At 51.0% G+C, this 24724-nt stretch carries 21 protein-coding genes; 10 read left to right on the top strand and 11 right to left on the bottom strand.

What is annotated here, in order from left to right:
* Positions 1-460: 460 nt before the first annotated feature.
* Positions 461-1873, top strand: coding sequence for a pyruvate kinase PykF (gene pykF / locus R5268_RS17320; protein WP_046893541.1), 1413 nt, complete (start codon positions 461-463; stop codon positions 1871-1873).
* Between the two features lie 325 nt (positions 1874-2198).
* A complete protein-coding gene (locus R5268_RS17325) occupies positions 2199-2435 on the top strand; it encodes a major outer membrane lipoprotein (RefSeq protein ID WP_004239093.1) in 237 nt (78 codons plus the stop codon).
* 155 nt (positions 2436-2590) lie between these two features.
* Here R5268_RS17325 and R5268_RS17330 read toward each other — a convergent pair whose 3' ends face one another.
* The 9 genes from R5268_RS17330 to R5268_RS17370 form a co-directional block, all read right to left on the bottom strand.
* Complete coding sequence (locus R5268_RS17330; protein ID WP_317420146.1) at positions 2591-3673, bottom strand: L,D-transpeptidase family protein; 1083 nt, start codon at positions 3671-3673, stop codon at positions 2591-2593.
* Positions 3674-3771: 98 nt separating this feature from the next.
* Positions 3772-4191, bottom strand: a complete 420-nt coding sequence (sufE, locus tag R5268_RS17335) for a cysteine desulfuration protein SufE (protein ID WP_046893543.1) — start codon at positions 4189-4191, stop codon at positions 3772-3774.
* Between the two features lie 8 nt (positions 4192-4199).
* Complete coding sequence (gene sufS, locus R5268_RS17340) at positions 4200-5438, bottom strand: cysteine desulfurase SufS (protein WP_107679741.1); 1239 nt, start codon at positions 5436-5438, stop codon at positions 4200-4202.
* Positions 5435-6742: a Fe-S cluster assembly protein SufD gene (gene sufD, locus R5268_RS17345; protein ID WP_317420145.1), complete on the bottom strand. Its 1308-nt coding sequence runs from the start codon at positions 6740-6742 to the stop codon at positions 5435-5437. The genes sufS and sufD overlap by 4 nt, the downstream gene beginning before the upstream one ends.
* Positions 6717-7463, bottom strand: a complete 747-nt coding sequence (gene sufC / locus R5268_RS17350) for a Fe-S cluster assembly ATPase SufC (RefSeq protein ID WP_317420144.1) — start codon at positions 7461-7463, stop codon at positions 6717-6719. The genes sufD and sufC overlap by 26 nt, the downstream gene beginning before the upstream one ends.
* Before the next feature lie 51 nt (positions 7464-7514).
* Positions 7515-8999: a Fe-S cluster assembly protein SufB gene (sufB, locus tag R5268_RS17355; protein ID WP_166708011.1), complete on the bottom strand. Its 1485-nt coding sequence runs from the start codon at positions 8997-8999 to the stop codon at positions 7515-7517.
* A gap of 15 nt (positions 9000-9014) precedes the next feature.
* Entirely contained in the window at positions 9015-9395 is a 381-nt protein-coding gene (gene sufA / locus R5268_RS17360) for a Fe-S cluster assembly scaffold SufA (protein WP_046893548.1), read from the bottom strand.
* A 338-nt stretch (positions 9396-9733) separates the two neighbouring features.
* Entirely contained in the window at positions 9734-10159 is a 426-nt protein-coding gene (locus R5268_RS17365; RefSeq protein WP_218454156.1) for a hotdog fold thioesterase, read from the bottom strand.
* A gap of 35 nt (positions 10160-10194) precedes the next feature.
* Positions 10195-13263, bottom strand: coding sequence for an FAD-binding and (Fe-S)-binding domain-containing protein (locus R5268_RS17370; protein ID WP_317420142.1), 3069 nt, complete (start codon positions 13261-13263; stop codon positions 10195-10197).
* Positions 13264-13472: 209 nt separating this feature from the next.
* On the opposite strand from R5268_RS17370, the gene ydiK reads away from it, so the two are divergent.
* Positions 13473-14588, top strand: coding sequence for an AI-2E family transporter YdiK (gene ydiK / locus R5268_RS17375; protein WP_182106899.1), 1116 nt, complete (start codon positions 13473-13475; stop codon positions 14586-14588).
* Positions 14589-15063: 475 nt separating this feature from the next.
* Here the strand turns inward: ydiK and ppsA are convergent, their stop codons facing one another.
* The gene (gene ppsA, locus R5268_RS17380; RefSeq protein WP_046893551.1) at positions 15064-17442 is read right to left on the bottom strand and encodes a phosphoenolpyruvate synthase; all 2379 of its coding nucleotides are present in this window, start codon (positions 17440-17442) and stop codon (positions 15064-15066) included.
* A 218-nt stretch (positions 17443-17660) separates the two neighbouring features.
* On the opposite strand from ppsA, the gene R5268_RS17385 reads away from it, so the two are divergent.
* The 7 genes from R5268_RS17385 to R5268_RS17415 all read left to right on the top strand — a co-directional run bounded on the left by R5268_RS17385 (position 17661) and on the right by R5268_RS17415 (position 23899).
* Positions 17661-18524, top strand: coding sequence for a pyruvate, water dikinase regulatory protein (locus R5268_RS17385; protein ID WP_046893552.1), 864 nt, complete (start codon positions 17661-17663; stop codon positions 18522-18524).
* A gap of 146 nt (positions 18525-18670) precedes the next feature.
* Positions 18671-19720, top strand: a complete 1050-nt coding sequence (locus R5268_RS17390; protein WP_046893553.1) for a 3-deoxy-7-phosphoheptulonate synthase — start codon at positions 18671-18673, stop codon at positions 19718-19720.
* A 200-nt stretch (positions 19721-19920) separates the two neighbouring features.
* Entirely contained in the window at positions 19921-20109 is a 189-nt protein-coding gene (hemP, locus tag R5268_RS17395) for a hemin uptake protein HemP (RefSeq protein ID WP_317420140.1), read from the top strand.
* A 107-nt stretch (positions 20110-20216) separates the two neighbouring features.
* Positions 20217-21284 (top strand): hemin-degrading factor, encoded by a 1068-nt coding sequence (locus R5268_RS17400; RefSeq protein ID WP_317420138.1) that lies wholly within the window; start codon positions 20217-20219, stop codon positions 21282-21284.
* Complete coding sequence (locus tag R5268_RS17405) at positions 21281-22108, top strand: hemin ABC transporter substrate-binding protein (RefSeq protein WP_317420136.1); 828 nt, start codon at positions 21281-21283, stop codon at positions 22106-22108. The genes R5268_RS17400 and R5268_RS17405 overlap by 4 nt, the downstream gene beginning before the upstream one ends.
* On the top strand, positions 22105-23097 hold the full coding sequence (locus tag R5268_RS17410; RefSeq protein ID WP_317420134.1) for an iron ABC transporter permease: 993 nt from the start codon (positions 22105-22107) through the stop codon (positions 23095-23097). The genes R5268_RS17405 and R5268_RS17410 overlap by 4 nt, the downstream gene beginning before the upstream one ends.
* Position 23098: 1 nt before the next feature.
* On the top strand, positions 23099-23899 hold the full coding sequence (locus R5268_RS17415) for a heme ABC transporter ATP-binding protein (RefSeq protein WP_317420133.1): 801 nt from the start codon (positions 23099-23101) through the stop codon (positions 23897-23899).
* On the opposite strand, the gene R5268_RS17420 is transcribed toward R5268_RS17415, so the two are convergent.
* The gene (locus tag R5268_RS17420) at positions 23896-24522 is read right to left on the bottom strand and encodes a hypothetical protein (RefSeq protein WP_247716626.1); all 627 of its coding nucleotides are present in this window, start codon (positions 24520-24522) and stop codon (positions 23896-23898) included. The genes R5268_RS17415 and R5268_RS17420 overlap by 4 nt on opposite strands.
* Positions 24523-24724: the final 202 nt, after the last annotated feature.

The following is a 24724-nucleotide window of genomic DNA, read 5'->3' on the forward strand; positions in this document are numbered from 1 at the left end:
TCCATAGCTCAGTTGGTTAGAGCACCACCTTGACATGGTGGGGGTCGGTGGTTCGAGTCCACTTGGACGCACCATTTCTCAGCAGTTCCGTTTTATCTCCCTCTTCAGTTCATTTAATTTTAATCCGTTACCCTCCTCTGTTTTTACTGTACTTCTGCGTATCAATACGGCTGATTTCTTGCGTTAACGCAAAAATGTTAATTTATTTCTGATTTTATGATTCAAATCACACTAATAACCCTCTATAATGCCTGCATGGTTGTTGAATGGATTCAGCTTACTGATTTACAAGCGCTGAAACAGAGAGACGCAATAAAAAACACGCTATACTGAATCTGTTTTTTTACAAAAACGACTAATTTTAATAACCGGGGATACCGACAATTGCCTATTCTTACCGTATGGTGTGAAATCAGGCGATTGTTCACTATTTACTCTCAATAACTGTAGATGGGCTGTCATGAAAAAGACGAAAATTGTTTGTACTATCGGACCTAAAACCGAATCAGAAGAGAAACTCGAAGCACTGTTAGACGCAGGCATGAACGTTATGCGTCTGAACTTCTCCCACGGCGATTACGAAGAACATGGTCAGCGCATCAAAAATCTGCGTGCTGTCTGTGCACGTACCGGCAAGAAAGCAGCCATTTTACTGGATACCAAAGGTCCGGAAATCCGTACCATCAAACTGGAAGGCGGCAATGATGCTCCGCTGGTTGCGGGTCAGACCTTTACTTTCACCACAGATAAATCTGTCATCGGTAACACTGAGCGTGTTGCTGTCACCTACGCAGGTTTCGCGCAGGATCTGAAACCGGGCAATATCGTTCTGGTCGATGACGGCCTGATCGGCATGCGTGTGAAAGAAACCACCGCAACAGAAGTTATCTGTGAAGTTCTGAACAACGGTGACCTCGGTGAAAACAAAGGGGTTAACCTGCCGAATGTGTCTATCGGCCTGCCGGCACTGGCAGAAAAAGATAAACAGGATCTGATTTTCGGTTGTCAGCAGAATGTTGATTTCGTTGCGGCTTCCTTTATCCGTAAACGTTCCGATGTTGACGAAATCCGTGCTCACCTGAAAGCCAACGGCGGCGAACATATCCAGATCATCTCCAAGATTGAAAACCAGGAAGGGATGAACAACTTCGATGAAATCCTCGAAGCTTCCGACGGTATCATGGTTGCCCGTGGTGACCTGGGTGTTGAAATCCCGGTTGAAGAAGTGATTTTCGCACAGAAACTGATGATCGAAAAATGTAATACCGCCCGCAAAGTGGTCATTACCGCAACACAGATGCTCGATTCCATGATCAAAAACCCGCGCCCTACCCGTGCGGAAGCCGGTGACGTTGCCAACGCCATCCTCGACGGTACCGATGCGGTCATGCTGTCCGGTGAAAGTGCGAAAGGAAAATATCCGGTTGAAGCCGTCACTATCATGGCTACCATCTGTGAGCGTACTGATCGTGTGATGCACAGCCGTCTCGGCGATTTACCGGCCGGTAAAAAGCTGCGTGTTACTGAAGCAGTTTGCCGCGGCGCGGTGGAAATGTCAGAAAACCTGGATGCTCCGTTGATTGTTGTGGCAACCGCAGGCGGTAAATCCGCGAAGTCTGTCCGCAAATACTTCCCGAAAGCCCCTATTCTGGCACTGACCACCAACGAAACCACTGCCCGCCAGTTACTGCTGGTAAAAGGCGTGACCACCAAACTGGTCAGCGAAATCTTATCAACCGATGATTTCTACCGTATCGGCCGTGAAGCCGCGCTGGAAAGCGGTCTGGCCACCAACGGCGAGATTGTGGTAATGGTATCCGGCGCATTGGTTCCGAGCGGCACCACCAATACCTCATCGGTACAATTACTGTAATATTTTTCAGCATTATCTGAATTAATAAGAGCACCCGCTGCACGGGTGCTTTTTTTATTCTAAACTGTAAGAGAACATGAAATGAAGCAACCGGCCGCAGAATAATTGCCGCTTTCTGAATACGGGATGATACCGCGCTGTCTTATCAGGCCCTGTATCAGATTATTTGGTTGAGAATTACGCAATTGCCGTTTTTTTTTGATTTATTTTGCGGTTTCAGGAAAATTATCTTTGTAAACGCTGAATTTCTATTCTCTTTCCCTATTGAAATGTGTAATATCATTACTGCTACTTGGTGATTAACTTTAATCTAGAGGGTATTAAAATGGGTCGTTCTAAGATTGTATTAGGTGCTGTAGTTTTAGCTTCTGCATTATTAGCAGGTTGTTCTTCTAACGCTAAATTTGACCAACTGGACAACGACGTTAAGACGCTGAATGCCAAAGTTGATCAACTGAGCAACGATGTTAACGCCATCCGTGCTGATGTTCAGCAGGCTAAAGATGAAGCAGCACGCGCTAACCAGCGCTTAGACAACCAGGTTCGTTCTTACAAAAAATAATTTGTAATCACTGCCTGAAGAACAGATGGCGTAGCATAAATTATGCTACGCCATTTTTTATGTCTGTCATTTATGCTCATATACAAATGGCAGACATAAAAAAACCGCCTCACAAACGGAAGCGGTTTTGTCTGTCACAGAGATATCACGGGTGATTACTCCGCACTTGTTTCCTCACGGACAATCGGACCCGGCTGGGTTAACTGACCCGGCGCAAAATCAGCCGGTTTCAGACCCAGCGCTTTCACTTCCGCTTCTTCGTCCATTTCCACCGGTGCAAAGTTGGTTTTCTCTGCCGGTACCGCTTCCTGCTTATACTGCGCATCACGGCTGACATTGACCGGCATACCGGAACGACGCGCAATCGCCTGCTCAGCAATGGCACTGTTGGTGTCCGGAGACTGAATAAAGCTGGTCAGTCCGGCTGAACGGGTAATCGGCATGGTCTGCGGATCGTCGTTCTTATTACGGGACAGCGGCTGATGCACTTCCACATAACGCTGACCATCCGGCTCAACAGTATATTTCACCGGCTCATTAACGATCTGAACCCGGGTCCCTTTCGGAATGGTTTTAAACAGCGCTTCAATATCATCCGGACGCAGGCGGATACAGCCGGAGCTGACACGCATACCGATACCAAAGTCCGCGTTAGTACCGTGGATCAGGTATTCACCGCGGCCGTGTGCCAGACGCAGTGCAAACAGCCCCATCGGGTTTTCCGGTCCGGCCGGAACAACTGCCGGTAAGGTGATCCCCTGTGCGGCATAAGCTTTGCGGATATTTGTGGTCGGTGTCCAGGTCGGATCTTTGATCAGCTGGGAAACTGAGGTGGTCATGATCGGTGTGTCACGCCCCAGCTGGCCGATACCAATCGGATAGACCCGCACGGTGTTAGTGCCTTTCGGATAATAGAACAGGCGCAGTTCCGCCAGGTTAATCACAATGCCCTGATGCGGCGTATCCGGCAGGATCAGCTGTGACGGGATAATCAGTTCACTGCCCGGCTTAGGCAGATACGGATCTGTCCCCGGGTTGGCTTCCAGCATCGCCAGCAGGCCGATACCGTATTCTGCCGCAATCGCTTCCAGCGAGCGTCCGTCATCCGGAACAACATAGGTGATGTTTTCACCGATGACCCGGCTCTTATCCGCAGGGAGTTGATATTCAGTTGCCCGGGCTGTCAGCACAGTTACCGCTAACAACAGCCCGCCCAGCAACGGGAGAATTCGTTTCATTCCAGATCCTCAGCTGATGGTATAAAAAAATACGTGGCCGTCTGCCGGCCACGCCAGGTAATATATTATTAGCAGAGTAAGTAAAAGGGAACGATGTTTTATCTCATTTGCTGCGTGTTTTGTATGATTGTTCTGACCATGGCGTTCAGTCCCTGAGTACGGGAGGGGGTCAGATGGACAGAAAGTGCCAGCTCCGAGAAGATGTGTGCGATATCCAGTTCACGGATTTCTGCCGGCAATTTTCCCTGATACAGCGCGATAACCAGTGCCACCAGGCCTTTAACGATAGCAGCGTCGCTGTCACCGGCGAACCAGACGCGCCCTTCCTCATCCTGCTGCATGATGATCCAGACCTGACTCTGACAGCCCGATATTTTATACTGCGGTTGCCGTTGTGCTTCTGTCAGTGCCGGTAACTTTTCTCCCAGCTCAATCAGATACAGATAACGTTCTTCCCAGTCATGGCAACGGGAGAAGTTGCGCAGTAATTTTGCCTGATCCGGCAACGAAATTTTCATCAGAATCCTTAACCCAGCAGTTTTGCGGTACGTTTCAGTGCGTCCGTCAGTATATCAATGTCTGCTTCCGTGGTGTAGAGCGCCAGTGAGGCACGGCACATGGCACTGACACCATAGTGTGCCAGCAGCGGTTGTGCGCAGTGATGCCCTGTGCGGACAGCCACACCGTAACGATCCAGAAATGCACCGGTATCAAAGGCATGATGCTTACCGAGGTTAAAGGCGATCACCCCTTCCCGCTGTGCATTGCCGTACAGAATAATACCGGGAACCTCTGCCAGACGGGTCAGTGCATACTGCATGAGTGTGTGCTCATACGCGGCTATCTCCGCCATACCGGCAGCATTCAGATAATCCAGCGCGGCCCCCAGGCCGATAATCCCCTGAATATTCGGCGTACCCGCTTCGAAACGCCACGGGACATCCGCATATGTAATGCCGTCTGTCAGGCTGACATCCGCGATCATCGCACCGCCGCCTTCGCGCGGCGGCATCATATCCAGCAGGGATTTACGTCCCCACAAAATACCAATGCCGGTCGGTCCGTACAGTTTATGGCCGGAGAAGGCATAAAAATCGCAATCCAGCGCCTGCACATCCACCGGCTGATGCATCGCGCCCTGGGCGCCGTCCACCAGCACCGCCAGTTCCCCCCCGGCGGCACGGCTCAGTTCACGCGCCTGCGCAATAATCGCCTTCACCGGATTCACCGTACCAAGGACATTAGAGAGATGCGTAAAACTCAGCAGCCGGGTGCGGTTATCGATCAGTTCCGGCAGTTTGCTCAGGATCAGAGTACCGTCATCCGCCATCGGCAGCACACGGATCTCAATCCCCGCACTCTCCGCCAGCATATACCAGGGCACAATATTGGCGTGATGCTCCATCTCCGTAATAATGATGTTGTCACCATCATTACAGAATGCACGGCCAAAGCTGTCCGCCACCAGATTGACAGCTTCTGTGGTACCTTTGACAAAGATAATTTCTTCCGTCTGCGGCGCGTTGATAAACGCCGCCGCTTTCTGACGCACCGCTTCCGTGGCGGCCGTTGCCTCTGCACTTAAGGTGTGAATGCCGCGGTGAACCGCGGCATAATGGTGAGCGGTAAAATCACTCACCGCATCAATCACCTGTTGTGGTTTCTGGGCACTGGCAGCGCTGTCAAGATAGACCAGCGGTTTGCCGTTCACCTCCCCGGCCAGCACCGGGAAATCGGCCCGTAATTGCTGCACAGGATAACTCATGGCTGTTTGTCCCCCTGATCCAGCGACTGACGGATACGCGCCATCACCACATTATTAAGAGACTCATCACTGACCGCATCGGTCAGTTCTGCCGCAAATGCGAGGATGATCATCTGCTTCGCAGCTTTTTCGGCGATCCCGCGGGTACGCAGATAAAACAGCTGCTCCTCATCAATACGACCGACTGTCGCACCGTGGCTGCATTTCACATCATCCGCATAGATTTCCAGCTGCGGTTTGGTATCGATTTCCGCTTTCCGGCCCAGCAGCAGGTTATTGTTGGTCATCTGACCGTCGGTTTTCAGCGCATGCGGTGCCACTTTAATCATGCCGTTAAACACCGCCCGGCTGTTGTCCATCACAATCGTTTTATGGCGCTGGCGGCTTTCGCAATATCCTTTGTTATGCTCCAGATACGTACGGGTATCAGCGATTTCGCCATGTTTCGGCAGCACCAGACTGTTCATGGCCAGCACAATACCTTCGCCGTTAAGCTGCGTGCTGGTGTGATGCCGTGTCAGTTTGCCGCCGAGCAGAAAACTGGTGCTTTCGACACGGGCATGTGCGGCGATGACCAAATCATTATGGGCGAAATGGTACGCCTGCGGATTTTCAAACCCCAGTTTCAGATGACGGAAATCACTGTTTTCACCAATAGCGGCAGTCATCCGTGCGCCGGTGAAATGCGCTGATTGCTCATCCGGGCTGATAAAGTGCTCAATCACAGATACTGACGCATTCGCACCGATATCCAGGTGATAACGGCTGTGATTCATATTCAGCGCATCATTATGTGCCGTTGAGATATTGACGATATATAGGGGTTTTTCCGCCTGAGCCCCCGCTTTTACGCGGATCATCAGCGGCGACTGCGCCAGGCTTTCGGTCAGATGCAGGAAAATCTCCCCGTTAACCGGCTCAGGAAATTCACTGCGATTATCTGCCACCGTCAATTCAAACACACCTGTATCCGTATCACTCCACTGCGGCGCAAAAACGCCGTCCGCCAGCACGATACGGTATGCATTCAGTGAAGTCAGCACCGCATCCGGTAACGCATTCAGTGTGCCGGTCTGCTGCTGATAATCAGCCGCCAGAAGTGCATCCAGAGAGGTATAGTGCCAGTCTTCCTGATGAAATGCCGGGAAGCCGGTTTTTTGTGCCTGCTGCCAGTGCTGTGCCGCATGTCCGGACAGCGGGCGCTGTGCGACAAGCTGACCGATCCGGCCCATCGCGGCCAGATTGCGCTCACTGACCTCACGGCGTTTCAGCGCACGTTCACTGTTGGTCAATAAGCCAGCCATATCCCTGCTCCTCCAGTTTTTTCGCCAGTGAGAAATCACCGGATTTAATAATTTTGCCCTGATACAGCACGTGAACAAAATCCGGCTTTACATAATCCAGGATGCGCTGGTAGTGGGTAACAATAATAAAAGCGCGATCCGGGCTGCGTAACTGGTTTACCCCGTTCGCCACGGTTTTCAGGGCATCGATATCCAGCCCGGAATCCGTTTCATCCAGAATGCAGAGTGACGGCTCAAGAGCGGCCATTTGCAGGATATCGTTACGTTTTTTCTCACCGCCGGAGAACCCGACGTTCACGGCACGCGTCAGCAGATCCTGCGGCATATTCAGCAGTTCAATTTTATCTTCGATAAAATCGGCGAAATCAAAGCGATCCAGCGCCCCTTCACCGCGGTATTCGCGCACCGCATTCACTGCGGTTTGCAGGAAAAACTGGTTACTCACACCCGGAATTTCCACCGGATACTGAAAAGCAAGGAAAATCCCTTCACCGGCACGGTCTTCCGGTGCCAGATCCAGCAGGTCTTTACCTTTAAATGTGACTGATCCGCTGTCAATTTCATACTCTTCCCGACCGGCCAGTGTGGCAGACAGGGTACTTTTACCGGAACCGTTCGGCCCCATAATGGCGTGGATTTCCCCCGGTTTCACATCCAGTGATAACCCTTTGAGGATTTCGTTACCTTCCACGCTGACATGCAAATCTTTTACGCTTAACATAATGTACTACTCCGTCCTGCCGGTTATCCCGCAGGCGCTGATTCTGATGTATTAACCCACACTGTGTTCCAGGCTTATCGCCAGCAGTTTTTGCGCTTCAACGGCAAATTCCAGCGGCAATTCAGAGAACACATCTTTACAAAAACCATTAACAATCATTGAGATGGCATCATCTTCGCTGATCCCGCGCTGCAAGCAGTAAAACAGCTGATCTTCGCCGATACGCGAGGTGGTAGCCTCATGTTCCAGCTGCGCGCTGTTATTCATCACTTCCACATACGGGAACGTGTGTGCGCCGCACTCTGTGCCGATAAGCATCGAGTCACACTGGGTAAAGTTACGGGCGTTTTCCGCTCCCGGCAGTACCTTCACCAGCCCGCGGTAGCTGTTCTGACTTTTCCCGGCGGAAATCCCTTTCGAAATAATAGTGGATTTGGTATTACGGCCGATGTGGATCATCTTGGTGCCGGTGTCCGCCTGCTGTGTGCCGTTGGTCAGGGCAACAGAGAAAAATTCGCCGACTGAATTATCCCCTTTGAGGATCACACTCGGGTATTTCCAGGTAATCGCCGAGCCGGTTTCAGACTGCGTCCACGACATTTTGGAATTTTCGCCCTCACACAGTGCCCGCTTAGTGACGAAGTTGAGTATCCCGCCTTCGGTATCACCACCGGAGAACCAGTTTTGAACGGTGGAATATTTGACTTCCGCATCTTTATGGATAATTACTTCCACAACAGCGGCATGCAGCTGATAGGTATCACGCACCGGTGCGGAGCAGCCTTCGATATAACTGACGTAGCTGCCTTCATCGGCGATCAGAATCGTGCGTTCAAACTGGCCGGTTTTGGCGGCGTTGATACGGAAATAGGTGGATAATTCCATCGGGCACCGAACCCCTTTCGGGATATAGACAAATGTGCCGTCAGAAGCCACCGCCGCATTGAGTGCCGCAAAAAAGTTATCGTGGCTTGAAACCACGGTACCAAGGTATTTCTGCACCAGTTCAGGATAATCATGAATCGCTTCCCCGAACGAGCAGAAAATCACGCCGTGTTTCTTCAGTTCATCACGGTAAGTCGTGGAAACGGAAACGGAGTCAAAAATCGCATCCACCGCCACCGCCTGCCCTTCACGAACCGGCACACCGAGTTTTTCAAATGCTTCTTCCACTTCACTGGTCAGGAAGCTGTCTGCCGGGCTTTGTACCGCTCCCGGCTGTGAGCCGCAGGTATCGTCACACGCACCGCATGACGGCGCGGAATAATAGCTGTAATCCTGATAATCCAGATGCGGATACTTCGCTTTCAGCCAGTGTGGTTCTTCCATACCGAGCCAGTGCTGAAAAGCCTCCAGCCGGAAATTGAGCATCCACTCCGGTTCATTTCGTTTGGCGGAAATGGCGCGGATCACATTTTCATTGATCCCTTTTGCCAGTTCATCCGTGGCGACGTTAGTGAAGAAGCCCTCTTTATAGCGCCCGTCATTCAGCCAGGTCTGAACGTCTTCACCAATCTCTGCATTGCTCTGAGACATAATATGGCTTCGCTCTTAAACCCCGAAGCTTTCACCACACCCGCAGGCATGCTGAGCTTTCGGATTATTGAATTTAAATATCTGATTCAGCCCTTCGCGGACAAAATCCACTTCCGTACCGTCAATAAACGGCATGGCTTTGCGCGGAACATACAGCCGGGCGCCATCGCGCTCAAACAGCATGTCGTCTGCATCCGCCTGATTAATCATTTCGAAAACATAACCAAACCCGGCACAACCGGACTGTTTGACACTCAGGCAAAGCCCGATACTGTCCGGGGTGTTATTCGTCAGTGTCACAATCTGTTTTGCAGCGGCCGCTGTCAGCGTGATCCCTGTCCAGTCATTATCATTCAGTGAAAAAGTTTCCACCGGGTTTGTGCTGTGTGTTGTCATTATTGACCTCATAAAATTCGACGGGAGCTCTCCGTAAACACCATGTTAATGATAATATTTCTCACTTCAACCACTTGCTTTGAAAGGACATTCCGATTATTGATTAAATAATAGACAAGCATATCAGACAAGCGTTATCATTTTTGAGCGGAAAGTGAATTAATTCATTGTTTGTAAAAGAGATTGTTTATCAATGATAAATGCTTATTACCGTACTGTTCAGTACATTGCTGATGGCACAAAAGGAATATTATAAATGCGACTTTTACAGAGAGAAGCCGGCGCAACGTGATTCCGGATGAAATTCACACTGCACCGACTAAAATGTTACTTAAATGTTAATTTCCGGTTCCGCGCAGAATGGCGGTGGTCAGCCGGGAGATACAGCACAAACGCTGCTGCTCATCAAAAATCTCTATCGACCAGACCTGCTGATTACGCCCGAGATGTACCGCCTTACAGTAACCGGTGACCACACCACTGCGCACCGCACGGACATGATTAGCATTAATCTCAACACCGACCACCGTTTCATCCCCTTCACTGCACAGATAACCGGCTACCGAGCCGAGACTTTCCGCCAGCACCACTGATGCTCCGCCGTGCAGCAGGCCATGCGGCTGTTTGGTCCGCTCATCAACCGGCATCACGGCGATCAGCTGTTCCGGCTCCACCGCTGTAAAGACAATGCCCAGATGACTGAGCATGTTCCCTTCCGAGATGCGATTCAGTTCTGCCGGTGTTGCAGGTCGTTTCCATATCATTGATAAGCTCTCCGCGTCGTGTTTTTATCCTGCTGTCAGGATACCAGTGTCAGCAGCGCCTGCAACGGGTGCAGCATGACTTTACCTTCCATCCGTTTCACCTGGCTGCGGCAGGAGTATCCGGTGGTCAGGCAGCGTTCTGACGGCAGTGACTGATACGGCTGAGCCCAGGAGAGCTGATAGATCCCCTTTGAGCGCGCCAGATTCGGCATTTCATGGCCGTAGGTTCCCGCCATTCCGCAACAGCCGGTGCTGACGGATTGCAGTGACGCACCGAAACGGCTGAACAGATTCTGCCAGGTTTTCACGCTGTCCGGCAGCGCGGTGGACTCGGTACAGTGGCTGAACAGATACCAGGGGGGAGTATTCACACTGATATCATTCACCGGCAGAGAATCCGCATATTCCGCCAGAAATTCATGAACTAACATCACGCGGAACTGCTGTTTTTCCGGCGGCAGCACCGTTTTGTATTCATCGCGGTAGCAGAGCACCAGTGCCGGATCGACACCCGCCATCGGGCAGCCGAGCCGGGCGACCCGGTTGAGAAAATCGGCGGTTTTGTTTGCTGTCCGGGCAAACCGGGCGAGAAAACCTTTAATATGCTGCGCTTTTCCGTTCGGACTGAACGGCAGCAGCACCGGCTGAAAACCCAGTTTTTCCGTCAGCGCGGCAAAGTCAGCCACCACTTTTGCATCAAAGTAGCTGGTGAACGGGTCCTGAACAATAAAGAGATAGCGCCCGGCACGCCGCTGCTCCTCACTCATGCTTTCCAGCATTTCCAGTGTGACGGAAACTGCTTTACTGCCCGCAAGCTGTTGTTTCAGTGACGGTGACGACAGCAGCGGCAAATCCGTCATACCCACTGTTTTCTCACTGAGTTTCTGTACCCACGGTTGTTTCAGGAAAAAGTTAAAAACCTGCGGTGCTTTCGCCATCAGCGGTGCACCGGACTCCACATTCGCCACCAGATGGTCACGCAGCGGGCGCAGATAGCGTCCGTGATACAACGCCAGAAAACGGGCACGAAATTCCGGCACATCAATTTTGATCGGGCATTGTGTTGAACAGGCTTTACAGGCCAGGCAGCCGGACATCGACTCCTTCACTTCATGGGAAAAATCATATTCTCCGCGTGATGCCCGCCGTGTATTGCCGATTTTCTCAATCAAGCCACGCAGAGAGATCCGGCTCTGCGGTACTGCCTGTGATAATAATGCCGGATCCGTACCCTGCTCCGCCAGCAGCCGAAGCCATTCACGCACCAGTCCGGCACGGCCTTTCGGTGAGTGAAAGCGCGATTGTGTCACTTTCATTGACGGGCACATCGGGCTTTTGACATCAAAGTTAAAACACAGTCCGTTACCGTTGCAATTCATCGCGCCGGAAAAAGTATTTCTGACCTCAACGGGGATCGTTCTGTCATACGTACCGCGCTTGACGGCATCCACCTGCATCATCGGTGCATCACTGGTTAAAGGCGCACAGATTTTGCCGGGATTGAGCCGGTTTTCCGGGTCAAATGCCCCTTTGATACGACGCAGTTCGCGGTACAGCGTGTCACCGAAAAAATCCTCACTGTACTGTGCCCGGAACCCTTTACCGTGCTCTCCCCACAGTAAACCGCCGTATTTGGCAGTCAGCGCGACGATATCATCGGAAATCTGCTTCATCAGTATTTCCTGTTCCGGTGAGCACATATCCAGTGCCGGGCGCACATGCAATACGCCCGCATCCACATGACCAAACATGCCGTATTCCAGATGATGACTGTCCAGCAGCGCGCGAAATTCGGTGATGTAATCCGCCAGATGTTCCGGCGGCACACAGGTATCTTCGACAAACGGGATCGGTTTTGCCGCCCCTTTACTGTTACCGAGCAAACCCACCGCTTTTTTGCGCATTGCATAAATACGCTCAATACCACTCAGTTCACGGCAGACCTGATACCCAATCACACCCGCTTCATTATTTGCCATTAATAAATCGAGGCGTTCACACAGTGACGTAACCTGTCCGTCAATAAGCGCTTCATCATCACCGCAGAATTCAACGATATTCAGCCCCGACAGGGTTTTATCCGGCACATCCGTAATCAGCTCACTGACGGAATGCCAGACGATATCCTCCCGCGCCAGATTCAGTACTTTTGAATCCACAGTTTCCACTGACAGCGCCTGAGCGGCCACCATAAACGGCGCATTGCGCAGCGCGGAATCAAATGCATCATATTTGACATTCACCAGACGGCGCACTTTCGGGATCGGCGTGATATTGAGTTTTGCCTCAGTGATCACCGCCAGTGTGCCTTCCGAGCCGGTCAGGATGCGGGTCAGATCAAAGGTCTGCATATCATCACTGAAGACATGGCGCAGGTCATAACCGGTCAGAAAGCGGTTGAGCTTCGGAAAGCTGTCCAGAATGGTCTGCCGGTGGGTTTCGCAGCTTTCCAGTGTGGTGCGGTAAAGTTCCCCGGCCGCACTCTCCTCCTGCGCACAGCGCCGCGCCTCACTGACCGGCAGCGGTGCGGTATCCAGCAGGTCACCGTTGAGCAGTACCGAACGCAGCCCCAGCACATGATCAGAGGTTTTGCCGTACACCAGTGAGCCCTGGCCGGAAGCATCGGTGTTAATCATTCCGCCGAGGGTGGCCCGGTTGGAGGTGGATAACTCCGGCGCGAAAAAATAGCCGTAAGGTTTCAGATACGCATTGAGCTGATCTTTAATCACGCCCGCTTCCGCCCGTACCCAGCCCTGTTCCGGATTAATTTCCAGAATGCGGTTCATATAGCGGGATAAATCGATAACCACCCCGTTATTCAGCGACTGACCATTGGTGCCCGTACCGCCGCCGCGCGGGGTAAAAGTAACCGACCGGTATTCATCCTGTGCGGCAAGACGCATCACCAGAATCACATCAGCAGTTGAACGCGGGAAAACGATTGCCTGAGGCAGAAGCTGATAAATACTGTTATCGGTAGCGAGTGTCAGGCGATCACCGTAGCGGGTGGTGGTATCACCGGTAAATCCGCTTTCATTGAGGGCGTGAATATAACGTTCAACCGCCGGGCTTACCTGAGGGGAGTGCGTTAATCGTGGGATCATTATCTGCGGCTCTTTTATCATAAATGGTCACATTGCAAATCTGACAATATAATTATGTGGTTAACTCTTCATTCTGATGCATGATTCATGAGAGAATATTCACCTTAACACACAATGTATTCATTTTGCGCCTGCAATAAAATAACGCAATATTTGCGCTCCTTTATCGGGAACAACCAGTTAATTCATTTACAAAGGGAAACTTATCCGTGGAAAAATCGCAACCGGGTTATGATTTACCTAAACTAATATTCGCCGTTGCAGCGATATCCATTCTCATTGCCGTTAGTTTCTGGGTATTAAGTCCGTTCCTTCCCGGCTTCATCTGGGCAGGTATGATAGTCATTGCCACCTGGCCGGTTTATACCGCTATCCGCCGCCGTGTCCGTAACAGCCGCTGGATCGCAGCATCCGTTATGGTCATACTGATTATTCTGCTGTTTGTTTTTCCGCTGGCACTGCTGATTAACAGTATTGTCGAGAACAGTGAACCACTGATGCGCTGGGTGAAATCCCCCGGACAACTGACACTGCCGGAGCTCTACTGGCTGGATTCCGTCCCGGTTATCGGGCCGAAACTGTTTGCCAGCTGGACAAGTCTGGTCGCCAGCGGCGGCAATGCCATGATGGCGAAAATCCAGCCCTATCTCGGACAGGGCGCTGCCTGGTTCCTGACTCAGCTGCTGAGTGCAGGTAAGTTCCTGTTCCACCTCGCGATTATGCTGCTGTTCAGCGGCCTGCTCTACCTTCAGGGAGAAGAGGCTATGCGCGGCTTCCGCCATTTTGCCCTCCGTCTGGCCGGTATGCGCGGTGATGCCGCCGTACTGCTGGCTGCGATGTCTGTGCGTGCCGTCGCTCTGGGCGTCGTGGTAACCGCATTAACCCAGGCTATTATCGGCGGACTGGGACTGGGGCTGGCCGGGGTGCCGTTTGCCGCCATCCTGACAGTCCTTATCTTTATCTGCTGTGTGGCGCAGCTCGGTCCGCTGCTGATTATGATCCCGTCTGTCATTTATCTGTTCTGGACAGGTGATACCACCTGGGCGGTGGTGATGATTGTCTGGTCGGGCATTGTTGCCACCATGGATGGCGTACTTCGCCCTTATCTCATTAAAATGGGGGCCGATTTGCCTATGATACTGATTCTGACCGGGGTTATCGGGGGGATGTTATCACTCGGCATGATCGGGCTCTTTATCGGCCCTGTCGTACTGGCCGTTTCCTATACCCTGTTGAAAGCGTGGATGAATGATGTACCTAAGCCGTCGGACGATTTGACGGAAGTTCGCGCTTATATGGAAGAACAACTCTCGGAAAAAGAATAAGTTTTTAATCAAAGGTGCAGAAATGCACCTTTGATATATTTAATTAATTATTCAATTACTCTTCATAAATAACATTAATAATTTGAAATATTAATATACTTCAGTATGTCGTCACCCGACTTATTCCGCCTGCGGACAGAGGTTCTGAATATATTTCACTTATCTAACAAACAGTAAATATATATATTGAGACAATTCTTAATGCAGGCATATCTTAATTATTTTAATATATCAGCCATAAAGTAACGAATTAAAAGGTATTGTTATTCATTACAATGATACCTTCCGAATATAAATATTGCTGTGTGTAGTCTTTGCCTGTCAGCCCATGATAGGCTTTTTTTTTGCCTGTAATTCAGGATAGCTCATTTGGTTTTGTTTTGATTTGCCTTAAATGCGCTCAGACATTCTAACATTGAATGATAAAAAAAAAGCCCGAAACAATCCGGGCTTTTAATCATTTAAAATGATTGAATCAGCAATTTTCTGCTAATGAAATCCAGGTTTTCACTACAGTATCCGGATTAAGAGAAACACTGTCGATCCCCTGCTCCATCAGCCAGGCAGCAAAATCCTGATGGTCGGATGGTCCCTGACCACAGATTCCCACATATTTATTACGTGCTTTCGCCGCTTTGATAGCCATCGACAGCAGGGCTTTCACCGCGTCATTACGCTCATCAAACAGTGTGGACACCACACCGGAGTCACGGTCCAGACCCAGTGTCAGCTGAGTCATATCATTGGAACCGATAGAGAAGCCGTCGAAATACTCAAGGAACTGATCTGCCAGCAGGGCATTGGACGGAATTTCACACATCATAATCAGACGCAGACCGTTTTCGCCGCGTTTCAGACCATGAACCGCCAGTTCATTCACCACGGCTTCTGCCTGTGCCACCGTACGGACAAACGGAATCATCACTTCGACATTCGTCAGATCCATGTCATTACGCACACGCTTCACCGCTTCACATTCCAGCGCGAAACAGTCACGGAAATCATCATGCACATAACGACCGGCACCACGGAAGCCCAGCATCGGGTTTTCTTCATCCGGCTCGTAAATATCCCCGCCGACCAGGTTGGCATATTCGTTTGATTTAAAGTCAGACAGACGAACAATGACTTTCTTCGGATAGAAAGCCGCCGCAATCGTGGCAATCCCTTCAACCAGACGACCGATGTAAAACTCGACCGGATCATCATAGCCCTGCATCATGCTGCGGATTTCAGCCTGCAATTCCGGAGTCTGCTGATCAAATTCCAGCAGTGCACGCGGGTGCACACCAATCATACGGTTGATGATAAATTCCAGACGCGCCAGACCGACACCCTCATGCGGCAGACAGGCAAAGTCAAATGCGCGATCAGGGTTACCGACGTTCATCATGATTTTGGTGCCGACTTCCGGCATTGTGTCGATTTCGGAAGAGTGGATATCAAAATCCAGTTTGCCGCCATACACATAACCGGTATCCCCTTCAGAACAGGAAACTGTCACTTCCTGGCCTTCTTTCAGAAGCTCGGTGGCATCACCACAGCCGACAACTGCCGGAATACCCAGCTCACGGGCAATAATTGCCGCGTGGCAGGTACGGCCGCCGCGGTTGGTCACAATCGCCGCCGCTTTTTTCATGATCGGTTCCCAGTCCGGGTCAGTCATATCAGTGACTAACACATCACCCGGCTGAATACGATCCATCTGGCTCAGATCATGAATAACTTTTACCGCACCGGCACCGATACGGTGACCGATTGCACGACCTTCGACCAGCACATTGCTCTGGCCGTTCAGCTGATAACGTTCCATCACCTGCTGATTAGAACGGACAGTCTCCGGACGCGCCTGTACGATATACAGCTTGCCGTTATTACCGTCTTTTGCCCACTCGATATCCATCGGACGACCGTAGTGTTTTTCAATGGTCACAGCCTGTTTTGCCAGTTCTTCCACTTCGCTGTCGGTCAGTGAGAAACGTTTGCATTTCTCCGCATCCACATCTTCAATGCGAACCTGTTTGCCGTGGCTGGTGTCATCCGCATAAACCATCTGGATTTTCTTGGAACCCATAGTACGGCGGACAATGGCCGGACGGCCTTTTTCCAGGGTTGGTTTGTGAACATAAAACTCATCCGGGTTTACCGCACCCTGCACCACCATTTCACCCAGCCCGTAAGCGGATGTGATAAAGACAACCTGGTCAAAACCGGATTCGGTATCGATGGTGAACATCACACCGGACGATGCAAGGTCAGAACGCACCATGCGCTGAATACCGGCAGACAGTGCAACGCCGCGGTGGTCATAACCCTGATGCACACGATAGGAAATCGCGCGGTCATTAAATAATGAAGCAAATACGTGCTTGATAGCGACCATGATCGCATCAATGCCCTGCACGTTTAAGAAGGTTTCCTGCTGTCCCGCGAAGGAGGCATCCGGCATATCTTCAGCCGTTGCGGAAGAACGCACAGCAAAAGATGCACCTTTCTCGCCTTCGGACAGCTGTTCATATGCCAGGCGGATATCCTGTTCAAATTCAGCGGAGAACGGGGTATCGATTACCCATGCGCGGATCTGCGCACCAGCTTTCGCCAGCTGGTTGACATCGTCAATATCCGTTTTATCCAGCAGCTCATAAATGCGCTGGTTGACGCCACTTTGCTCAAGAAAGTCATTGAAGGCCTGTGCCGTGGTGGCAAAACCATTGGGAACAGACACGCCTAATCCGGAAAGATTGGTTATCATTTCGCCTAAAGACGCATTTTTACCACCGACACGGGGTACGTCATTCATACCTAATTGGTTATACCAAAGTACATTACACGGGGTTTGACCATTGTTGGACATTGCAAGCAATCCTTTTAACATTCAAAAGAAGGTAAAATCGGAAATACGGGCTCTGCTGAGCATCAGAAACAGATTATCACAATGTTTGTAAGAATATAGACAGGTGAATCGATCAACCCGATTACAATATTTTTTTATCCTTTATAATCATGTTTTAATTTATTTGTGCCGTTGCTCCGGATTATCGATTCAGCAAAAAACATAGGAAAATAAATAACATGTCTATCACAACCGGCTCATCTTCTGATACACAGAATAAAGAAACACGGAGTGTCTTCTTTATTTCTGACGGTACGGCAATTACGGCGGAAGTATTAGGTCATGCCGTATTGTCACAGTTCCCTATTGATATTATCGCTTACACCCTGCCTTTTGTGGCAACCGTGGAGCGTGCGCTGGAAATCAGACAAAAAATCGATACCATTTTTGAAACCACCGGGTTACGTCCGCTGGTGTTCTACTCCATTATCTGTCAGGACGTGCGTGAGGCTATCACCGGCAGTCAGGGCTGCTGCCAGGATATTGTGCAGACTCTGGTCGCCCCGATTCAGAAAGAGATTCAGATGGAGCCGCAGCCGATATTCAACCGGACCCACGGTTTATCCAAGCGCAATCTGAGCCAGTATGATGCCCGTATCGCCGCGATTGATTTCGCACTGGCGCATGATGACGGCGTTTCCCTGCGCAATATGGATCAGGCTCAGGTGATTCTGCTCGGCGTTTCCCGCTGCGGTAAAACCCCGACCAGTCTGTATCTGGCGATGCAGTTCGGTATCCAGGCCGCCAACTATCCGTTTACGGCGGATGATATGGATAATCTTCAGCTGCCCGCAGCCCTGAAACCGTATAATAAAAAGTTATTCGGTCTGACCATTGATCCCGAGCGCCTGGCCGCTATCCGGGAAGAGCGCCGGGAGAACAGCCGCTACGCCTCAATCCGTCAGTGCCGGATGGAGCTGGCAGAGGTCGAGGCACTCTACCGCAAACACAAAATCAGTTACCTCAATACCACTAACTATTCTGTCGAAGAGATATCGACAAAAATTATCGATTCTCTCGGATTAAACCGCCGCATGTTCTGACAGGCGGAAACGGTTAAGTGGATCATCTCACCCGGTGATCCGCTTTCTGCAATTGCATCTTGTAATCATCACGTTTTCGTTTATTGTGATCGGTATCACTGTGGTTTCACACAGCAACTGAACAAATTCAGAGACAGCATTAATCTATGGAAAAAACGGATGAACTGCGCACGCGGGCAATAGACAAACTGATTACCCCGTCTGCGCTGGCCGGTGAGTTTCCGGCCACAGAAGCAATAAATAAAAATGTGACAACGTCACGTAACCGCATTGAACGCATTTTAACCGGCGATGACCCGCGCCTGCTGGTGATTGTCGGCCCCTGCTCTGTGCATGACCCAATCGCCGCGCTGGATTACGCGCAGCGTCTGAGCGAACTGCTGCCTGCATACAGCTCACGCCTTGAAATCGTGATGCGCACCTATTTTGAAAAACCGCGTACGGTTGTCGGCTGGAAAGGCCTGATTTCAGATCCGCGTCTGGATAATTCCTGCCAGGTTAATGAAGGTATCCGCCTTGCCCGGAAACTGCTGATCGACGTTAACGCACTGAATGTCCCGACAGCCACTGAGTTTCTCGATATGGTCACCGGGCAGTATATTGCGGATCTGATCAGCTGGGGGGCTATCGGCGCCCGTACCACGGAAAGCCAGATCCACCGCGAAATGGCCTCGGCGCTCTCCTGCCCGGTCGGCTTCAAAAACGGGACGGACGGCAATATCAAAATTGCCATTGATGCCATTCGTGCCGCACAGGCCGGTCATATGTTCCTGTCTCCGGATAAAGACGGACAAATGACGATTTACCAGACCAGAGGTAACCCGTTCGGGCATATTATTATGCGCGGCGGTAAAACACCGAATTATTCTGCCGGTGATATTGCACATGCCTGTGATCAATTGCGCCAGTTTGATCTGCCGGAACATCTGATCATTGATTTCAGCCACGGCAACTGTCAGAAAATCCATCGCCGTCAGCTGGATGTTGCCCGTGATGTCGCACAGCAGATTAAAGACGGCTCCCGTGCTATCGCCGGTGTGATGGCCGAAAGCTTTATCCAGGAAGGTACTCAGAAACTGGTGAACCATAAAGCACCGGTTTACGGACAGTCGATTACTGATCCGTGCCTGAGCTGGTCTGACACCGTCACCATGCTGGATATTCTGGCTGATGCGGCAGATGCCCGCTTCTGTTAATCCGCTTCCTTTATTGTAAAACAGGATGCTCCCGCATCCTGTTTTATCCATCACCTGAAGTTATCATTCCTGCCCCATATAGTTGAGATACAGCTCACCTTTTCCGTGTAAATTCCCCCGCCGGATAAAAATCACTTGAACAGGTTCCGCCACCTGCTGATAATAATTCGCGAATGAGAATTGATATCAAATAAAATCATATGACTAAAAATAATAAACATTTTCCCTTACCCTCACTTGCCGGGTATAACAACACAGCAACAGATAAAATCACGGTGATCAGCAGTGAGGCACTCCTGGGACCGCAACAGCGCATTATCATCCGTCATCAGAATGAGGAATATCATCTGCGCCGCACAAAAAACGGAAAACTCATCCTGACCAAATAACATACAGGCCAGCCACCTGCATCCTTAAGGCAGCCAGCTTACTTTTTGACATTGATTATCCGGTCTGCGCCCGCCCGGTGCCGATCACGAAAAAGTAAGGATCTGCCATGCACAACGAAACACTTTCCCGCTATCTCGCCCTGAAAGAACAGGGACATCTTATTCATGCCCGTGATATTGCCGCAGCCATGGCAATATCCGAGGCGGAACTGGCACACTGCCGGACCGGTTATGATGCCTGCCGTCTCACACCGGATATTCCCGCTATTTTTCGTGTACTGGCCACCGCAGGGGAGCTCAGAGGTATTACCCGTAATGACCATGCTGTTCATGAACATTCCGGTACCTATGATAATGCTGAATTCGGGGAACACGCCTGCCTGCTGCTGAACCCGTACGGGCTGGATTTACGCTTCTTCCTGTCGCAGTGGCAGACGGTATTTGCATTTGCGGAAAATACCCCGCGCGGCCTGCGGCACAGTCTTCAGTTTTTTGATCGCCACGGTGATGCTGTCCACAAGATTTATACTACCGGCAATACCGATATGGGTGTCTGGCACTACCTGACAGCACAGTTTGCCGCATATGATAACCCGCCGGTTATCCCGGAACCGGCTGTCATTCCCGCGCAAGCATCACTGACACCGGAACAACAGGCCGAATTTACCCGCCACTGGCAGAAAATGACCGATGTTCACCAGTTTTTTGTCCTGCTTAAAAAGTTTAATATCAGCCGCTTACAGGCGTTTCGCTGTGTAGATAACACACTGGCACAGCGGGTGGATAACAGTGCGTTATCACGACTGCTGGCACAGTGCACCGAAAAGCAGAATGATATTATGATCTTTGTCGCCAACCGCGGATGTGTGCAGATTTTTACAGGTGCCGTTGCACGGTCGGAGCCGTATATCAGCCCCCGCGACGGACAGCACTGGATCAATATCTTCAATCCGTCGTTCACCCTCCATCTGATCGAATCCGCCATTACGGAATCCTGGATAACCCGTAAACCCACCAAAGACGGTGTTGTTACCAGCCTGGAATTATTTGACAAGAACGGTCAGGCCATCGCGCAATTGTTCGGACAACGCACTGAAGGCCGGCCGGAGCAAACCGTCTGGCTCACTCAGGTTAACGCGTTACTGACAGACGGCAGCGGTGAGGCAGCCGCATGAAAAAATATGCACTGATCCTGTTATTCTGCCTTTGTCCCTCTGCGCTCAGTGCACAGGGCGGCATTATCACTCTCGGCGGTGATGTGACAGAGATTGTCTTTGCACTCGGTGCCGGTGACCGGGTGATTGCCCGCGATACCACCAGCGAACATCCTCCGGCAGCTCAGCAATTACCGGATGTCGGCTATTTGCGTCTGCTGAATGCGGAGGGATTACTGTCACTTCAGCCCGCGATGATCCTCGCCAGTGAACTGGCATACCCCTCTGCTGTATTATCTCAGGTCAGTGCCGCAGGTATTCCGGTTATTAGAGTGAGCGCAGCAGCCGGGCTTCCGTCCATAGCCGCAAAGGTCACGCAGATTGCAGAGGCGCTGGCTTTACAATCCGCTGCGGCCGCACTGACTGATGAAATTAACCGCAAACTGGATGCCGTACCACAAACACCACTGGCGGTTAATGTTCTGTTTCTGCTCAGCCACACCGGAACCTCACCACTGGCAGCCGGTACAGATACCGCCGCTGACATGCTGATCCGCAGCGCAGGCGGGCAAAATGCCGCCGCCTCTTTCCGGCGTTACCGCCCGCTTTCCGCAGAAGGTATGATTGCCGCCCGACCTGACTTAGTCGTGATCACCCGCAGCGGCCTGGCCTCCATCGGCAGCACCGATATGCTGTGGCAGTTACCGGGACTGGCTCAGACACCTGCGGGAGAACATCAGCGGGTGCTTGTGGCTGATGATATGGGGTTTCTCGGCTTCGGATTACAGACCCCGGAAACGCTGTACCAGTTACGTAAAGCGATGGAGGCAGCCGCTGTATTATGAGTAATCAACCCGGTTTTTACCTGCGCCACCTGTGCCTCTGTTTTATGCTGATGGTGATGATATTTACCGCCATGAACACCGGCGGATTACCGGTTTCAGTCAGTGCATACCTGCGCGGAGAAATCACGCAGCAGCTCTGGCAAATCTGGTTAACTGTCCGTCTGCCGCGGATTGTGCTGGCAGTTCTGGCGGGCATGGCTCTGGCAACAGCAGGAGTATTATTGCAGGGGCTGTTCCGTAATCCGCTGGCAGACCCCGGCTTACTCGGGATCAGCAGCGGTGCTGCCGTTGCGGTGGCGCTGGGGATTGTCTTTATCGCACCTTATCTGAACGGTCCGGTCGCACTATACCTGCATATTTTTACCGCATTCAGCGGCGCGCTTTGCGTCAGCGGCCTGATTTTTCTGCTTAACCGCCGCCGTCAGCCACTACTGCGCCTGCTGCTGTGCGGTATTGCCGTCAATGCCATCAGCATGTCCTTTGTCGGTGTACTCAATTATCTGAGTGATGATAAAGAATTACGCCAGTTTTCACTCTGGATGATGGGTAACACCGGGCATATCAGCTGGGTGCTGTTACTGCCCGCAATCGGACTGGCTCTTCCGGTTTTTTGTGCCGCGTTCCTGCTGTCACGTCCGCTGGATATGATCCAATTGGGAGAAGAAGAAGCACATTATGCAGGGGTCAATGTCCGCCGGACACAACAATATGTGCTGCTGGTCAGTGCACTGCTCACCGGCATTGCTGTCGCGCTGTGCGGGATTATCGGTTTTATCGGCCTGGTTATTCCCCACCTGATGCGCATGATTTTCGGCTGGCATCATCGTCTTCTGCTGGTGACATCCGCTTTTGGCGGCGCGCTGCTGTTATTGCTCTCTGATACGCTCGCCCGCACACTGGCAGTACCGGCAGAAATTCCGGTCGGGCTGCTGACCGGATTACTCGGTGCACCTTATTTTCTCTGGCTGGTTTTCTCTGTAAAGGAATGATATGTCGCGTATAACCCCGAATACCCTGCCACCCGTGCTGGATGCAGAAAATATCTGTTTCTCCCGCGGTGGACAACCGGTGATCAGTGATATATCCCTGACATTGCACTGCGGAACGGTTACCGCCATCAGCGGCCCGAATGGTGCGGGGAAATCAACGCTTCTTCGCTTACTCAGCGGTTATTATCCCTGTGACAGCGGGCAGATTATGCTGCGCGGAAAACCCATCTCCTCCTGGTCTTCTGAAGCACTGGCACAGATCAGAGCGGTAATGACACAACAAAGTGTTATCTCCGCCCCTTTCCTGGTCAGGGATATTATCGCTCTCGGGGATTTATGCAGTCCGTTTACCTGCCGGGAAACCATTGATGAGGTGATACACCTGACAGCCTGTGAATCATTGCTGGAGAAGCGCTGGTATCAGCTTTCCGGAGGTGAGCAACAGCGGGTTCATCTGGTACGGGCGCTAATGCAACTGAATCCCTGTTTACCGATCCCCCGCCTGTTATTGCTGGATGAACCGACCTCCGCTCTGGATCTTCACCACCAGCAACGCCTGATGCGAATGCTGAAAAAACGGGTAAGCACAACCTCTCTGGCCGTCTGCTGTATTCTGCATGACCTGAATCTCGCCTCTTTATATGCGGATCACATCATAATGCTGGATAACGGACGCGTTATCAGCCGGGGAACACCCGCCGACGTACTGCAACAATCCGCACTGACGGAAACCTATCAGGCAAATCTGATAACGCTCCGCCATCCGCTGACCGGCAATAACTCTGTGTTACTTGCGCCTTAATGCTCTTCGCTTTTTGCCGTAATACGTTGTTTGCGGCAAAAAGTGATTGCTGAAAGCAGGCATAACGTATATCCGAGCAACTCGCAGCCTTCTTCAGCCAGATTTTTTACCAGCCGGTTAAAATCATCGCCCATCATACCGCGCCATAAAATTCCCATACCAAACAGACGGGAAAATACCAGTACCACCAGCAGACCTGTAACCATCATGCCGTACGACGGATGAGAGACAAAACGGTACAATCCGTTGATCGCAGTCCGCGGATGCAGGAATGCATAAAGGATCGCAGCCAGTGAGACCGGAACGGCAAACCAGAACCACGCTCCGTGAGAAATATAATCAAAAATCTGATCCAATTCTCTGATCAGCATGCTGGCAAAAAAACCGGCAATCAGGAAAAATCCCGCCCTGTCCTCCGGCTCCCGCAACCCTTTGCGGAAAAACAGTACAATCACTGCCAGCAACATCACCTCGGCAACAATTTCTGTCACCGAGTCTTCACCCAAATCATTCTTAAGAACCAGAATATCGATAAACAACAGACTGGTACTGGCGGCCATGATCAGCGCCAGCATAAAAAAACGTCCCATTGCCCCGAAAAGAAACCGAAATTGCTGTGACATAAGTATCCTGAATTATATTTGTAATCGGCAGATTCTATCGATTATGAATTCAGAATTGGTGACATATGGTGCTATCTGCTGGCGATAAAACAATAGGTTTCATCTATTGGTCTGATAATGATTCTCAATCATGAAAGGCACGATTTGCCTACACAAATCTTGGAAAATTCATAAAATACGGTTAATAACATATGTGATTATT

It is taken from the genome of Morganella sp. BCCO 40_0007 (genome assembly GCF_032989665.1).
Taxonomy (GTDB): domain Bacteria; phylum Pseudomonadota; class Gammaproteobacteria; order Enterobacterales; family Enterobacteriaceae; genus Morganella; species Morganella sibonii.

What these genes read in the sequence shown, in the direction of transcription:
- sufE (WP_046893543.1), bottom strand. Translation starts at nt 4,191, where the DNA reads ATGAAAATTTCGTTGCCGGATCAGGCAAAATTACTGCGCAACTTCTCC.
- R5268_RS17330 (WP_317420146.1), bottom strand. Translation starts at nt 3,673, where the DNA reads ATGAAACGAATTCTCCCGTTGCTGGGCGGGCTGTTGTTAGCGGTAACT.
- sufB (WP_166708011.1), bottom strand. Translation starts at nt 8,999, where the DNA reads ATGTCTCAGAGCAATGCAGAGATTGGTGAAGACGTTCAGACCTGGCTG.
- sufD (WP_317420145.1), bottom strand. Translation starts at nt 6,742, where the DNA reads ATGGCTGGCTTATTGACCAACAGTGAACGTGCGCTGAAACGCCGTGAG.
- ppsA (WP_046893551.1), bottom strand. Translation starts at nt 17,442, where the DNA reads ATGTCCAACAATGGTCAAACCCCGTGTAATGTACTTTGGTATAACCAA.
- R5268_RS17370 (WP_317420142.1), bottom strand. Translation starts at nt 13,263, where the DNA reads ATGATCCCACGATTAACGCACTCCCCTCAGGTAAGCCCGGCGGTTGAA.
- R5268_RS17415 (WP_317420133.1), top strand. Translation starts at nt 23,099, where the DNA reads ATGTCGCGTATAACCCCGAATACCCTGCCACCCGTGCTGGATGCAGAA.
- R5268_RS17405 (WP_317420136.1), top strand. Translation starts at nt 21,281, where the DNA reads ATGAAAAAATATGCACTGATCCTGTTATTCTGCCTTTGTCCCTCTGCG.
- R5268_RS17410 (WP_317420134.1), top strand. Translation starts at nt 22,105, where the DNA reads ATGAGTAATCAACCCGGTTTTTACCTGCGCCACCTGTGCCTCTGTTTT.
- hemP (WP_317420140.1), top strand. Translation starts at nt 19,921, where the DNA reads ATGACTAAAAATAATAAACATTTTCCCTTACCCTCACTTGCCGGGTAT.
- R5268_RS17365 (WP_218454156.1), bottom strand. Translation starts at nt 10,159, where the DNA reads ATGATATGGAAACGACCTGCAACACCGGCAGAACTGAATCGCATCTCG.
- R5268_RS17390 (WP_046893553.1), top strand. Translation starts at nt 18,671, where the DNA reads ATGGAAAAAACGGATGAACTGCGCACGCGGGCAATAGACAAACTGATT.
- R5268_RS17325 (WP_004239093.1), top strand. Translation starts at nt 2,199, where the DNA reads ATGGGTCGTTCTAAGATTGTATTAGGTGCTGTAGTTTTAGCTTCTGCA.
- R5268_RS17385 (WP_046893552.1), top strand. Translation starts at nt 17,661, where the DNA reads ATGTCTATCACAACCGGCTCATCTTCTGATACACAGAATAAAGAAACA.
- pykF (WP_046893541.1), top strand. Translation starts at nt 461, where the DNA reads ATGAAAAAGACGAAAATTGTTTGTACTATCGGACCTAAAACCGAATCA.
- R5268_RS17420 (WP_247716626.1), bottom strand. Translation starts at nt 24,522, where the DNA reads ATGTCACAGCAATTTCGGTTTCTTTTCGGGGCAATGGGACGTTTTTTT.
- sufS (WP_107679741.1), bottom strand. Translation starts at nt 5,438, where the DNA reads ATGAGTTATCCTGTGCAGCAATTACGGGCCGATTTCCCGGTGCTGGCC.
- sufC (WP_317420144.1), bottom strand. Translation starts at nt 7,463, where the DNA reads ATGTTAAGCGTAAAAGATTTGCATGTCAGCGTGGAAGGTAACGAAATC.
- R5268_RS17400 (WP_317420138.1), top strand. Translation starts at nt 20,217, where the DNA reads ATGCACAACGAAACACTTTCCCGCTATCTCGCCCTGAAAGAACAGGGA.
- sufA (WP_046893548.1), bottom strand. Translation starts at nt 9,395, where the DNA reads ATGACAACACACAGCACAAACCCGGTGGAAACTTTTTCACTGAATGAT.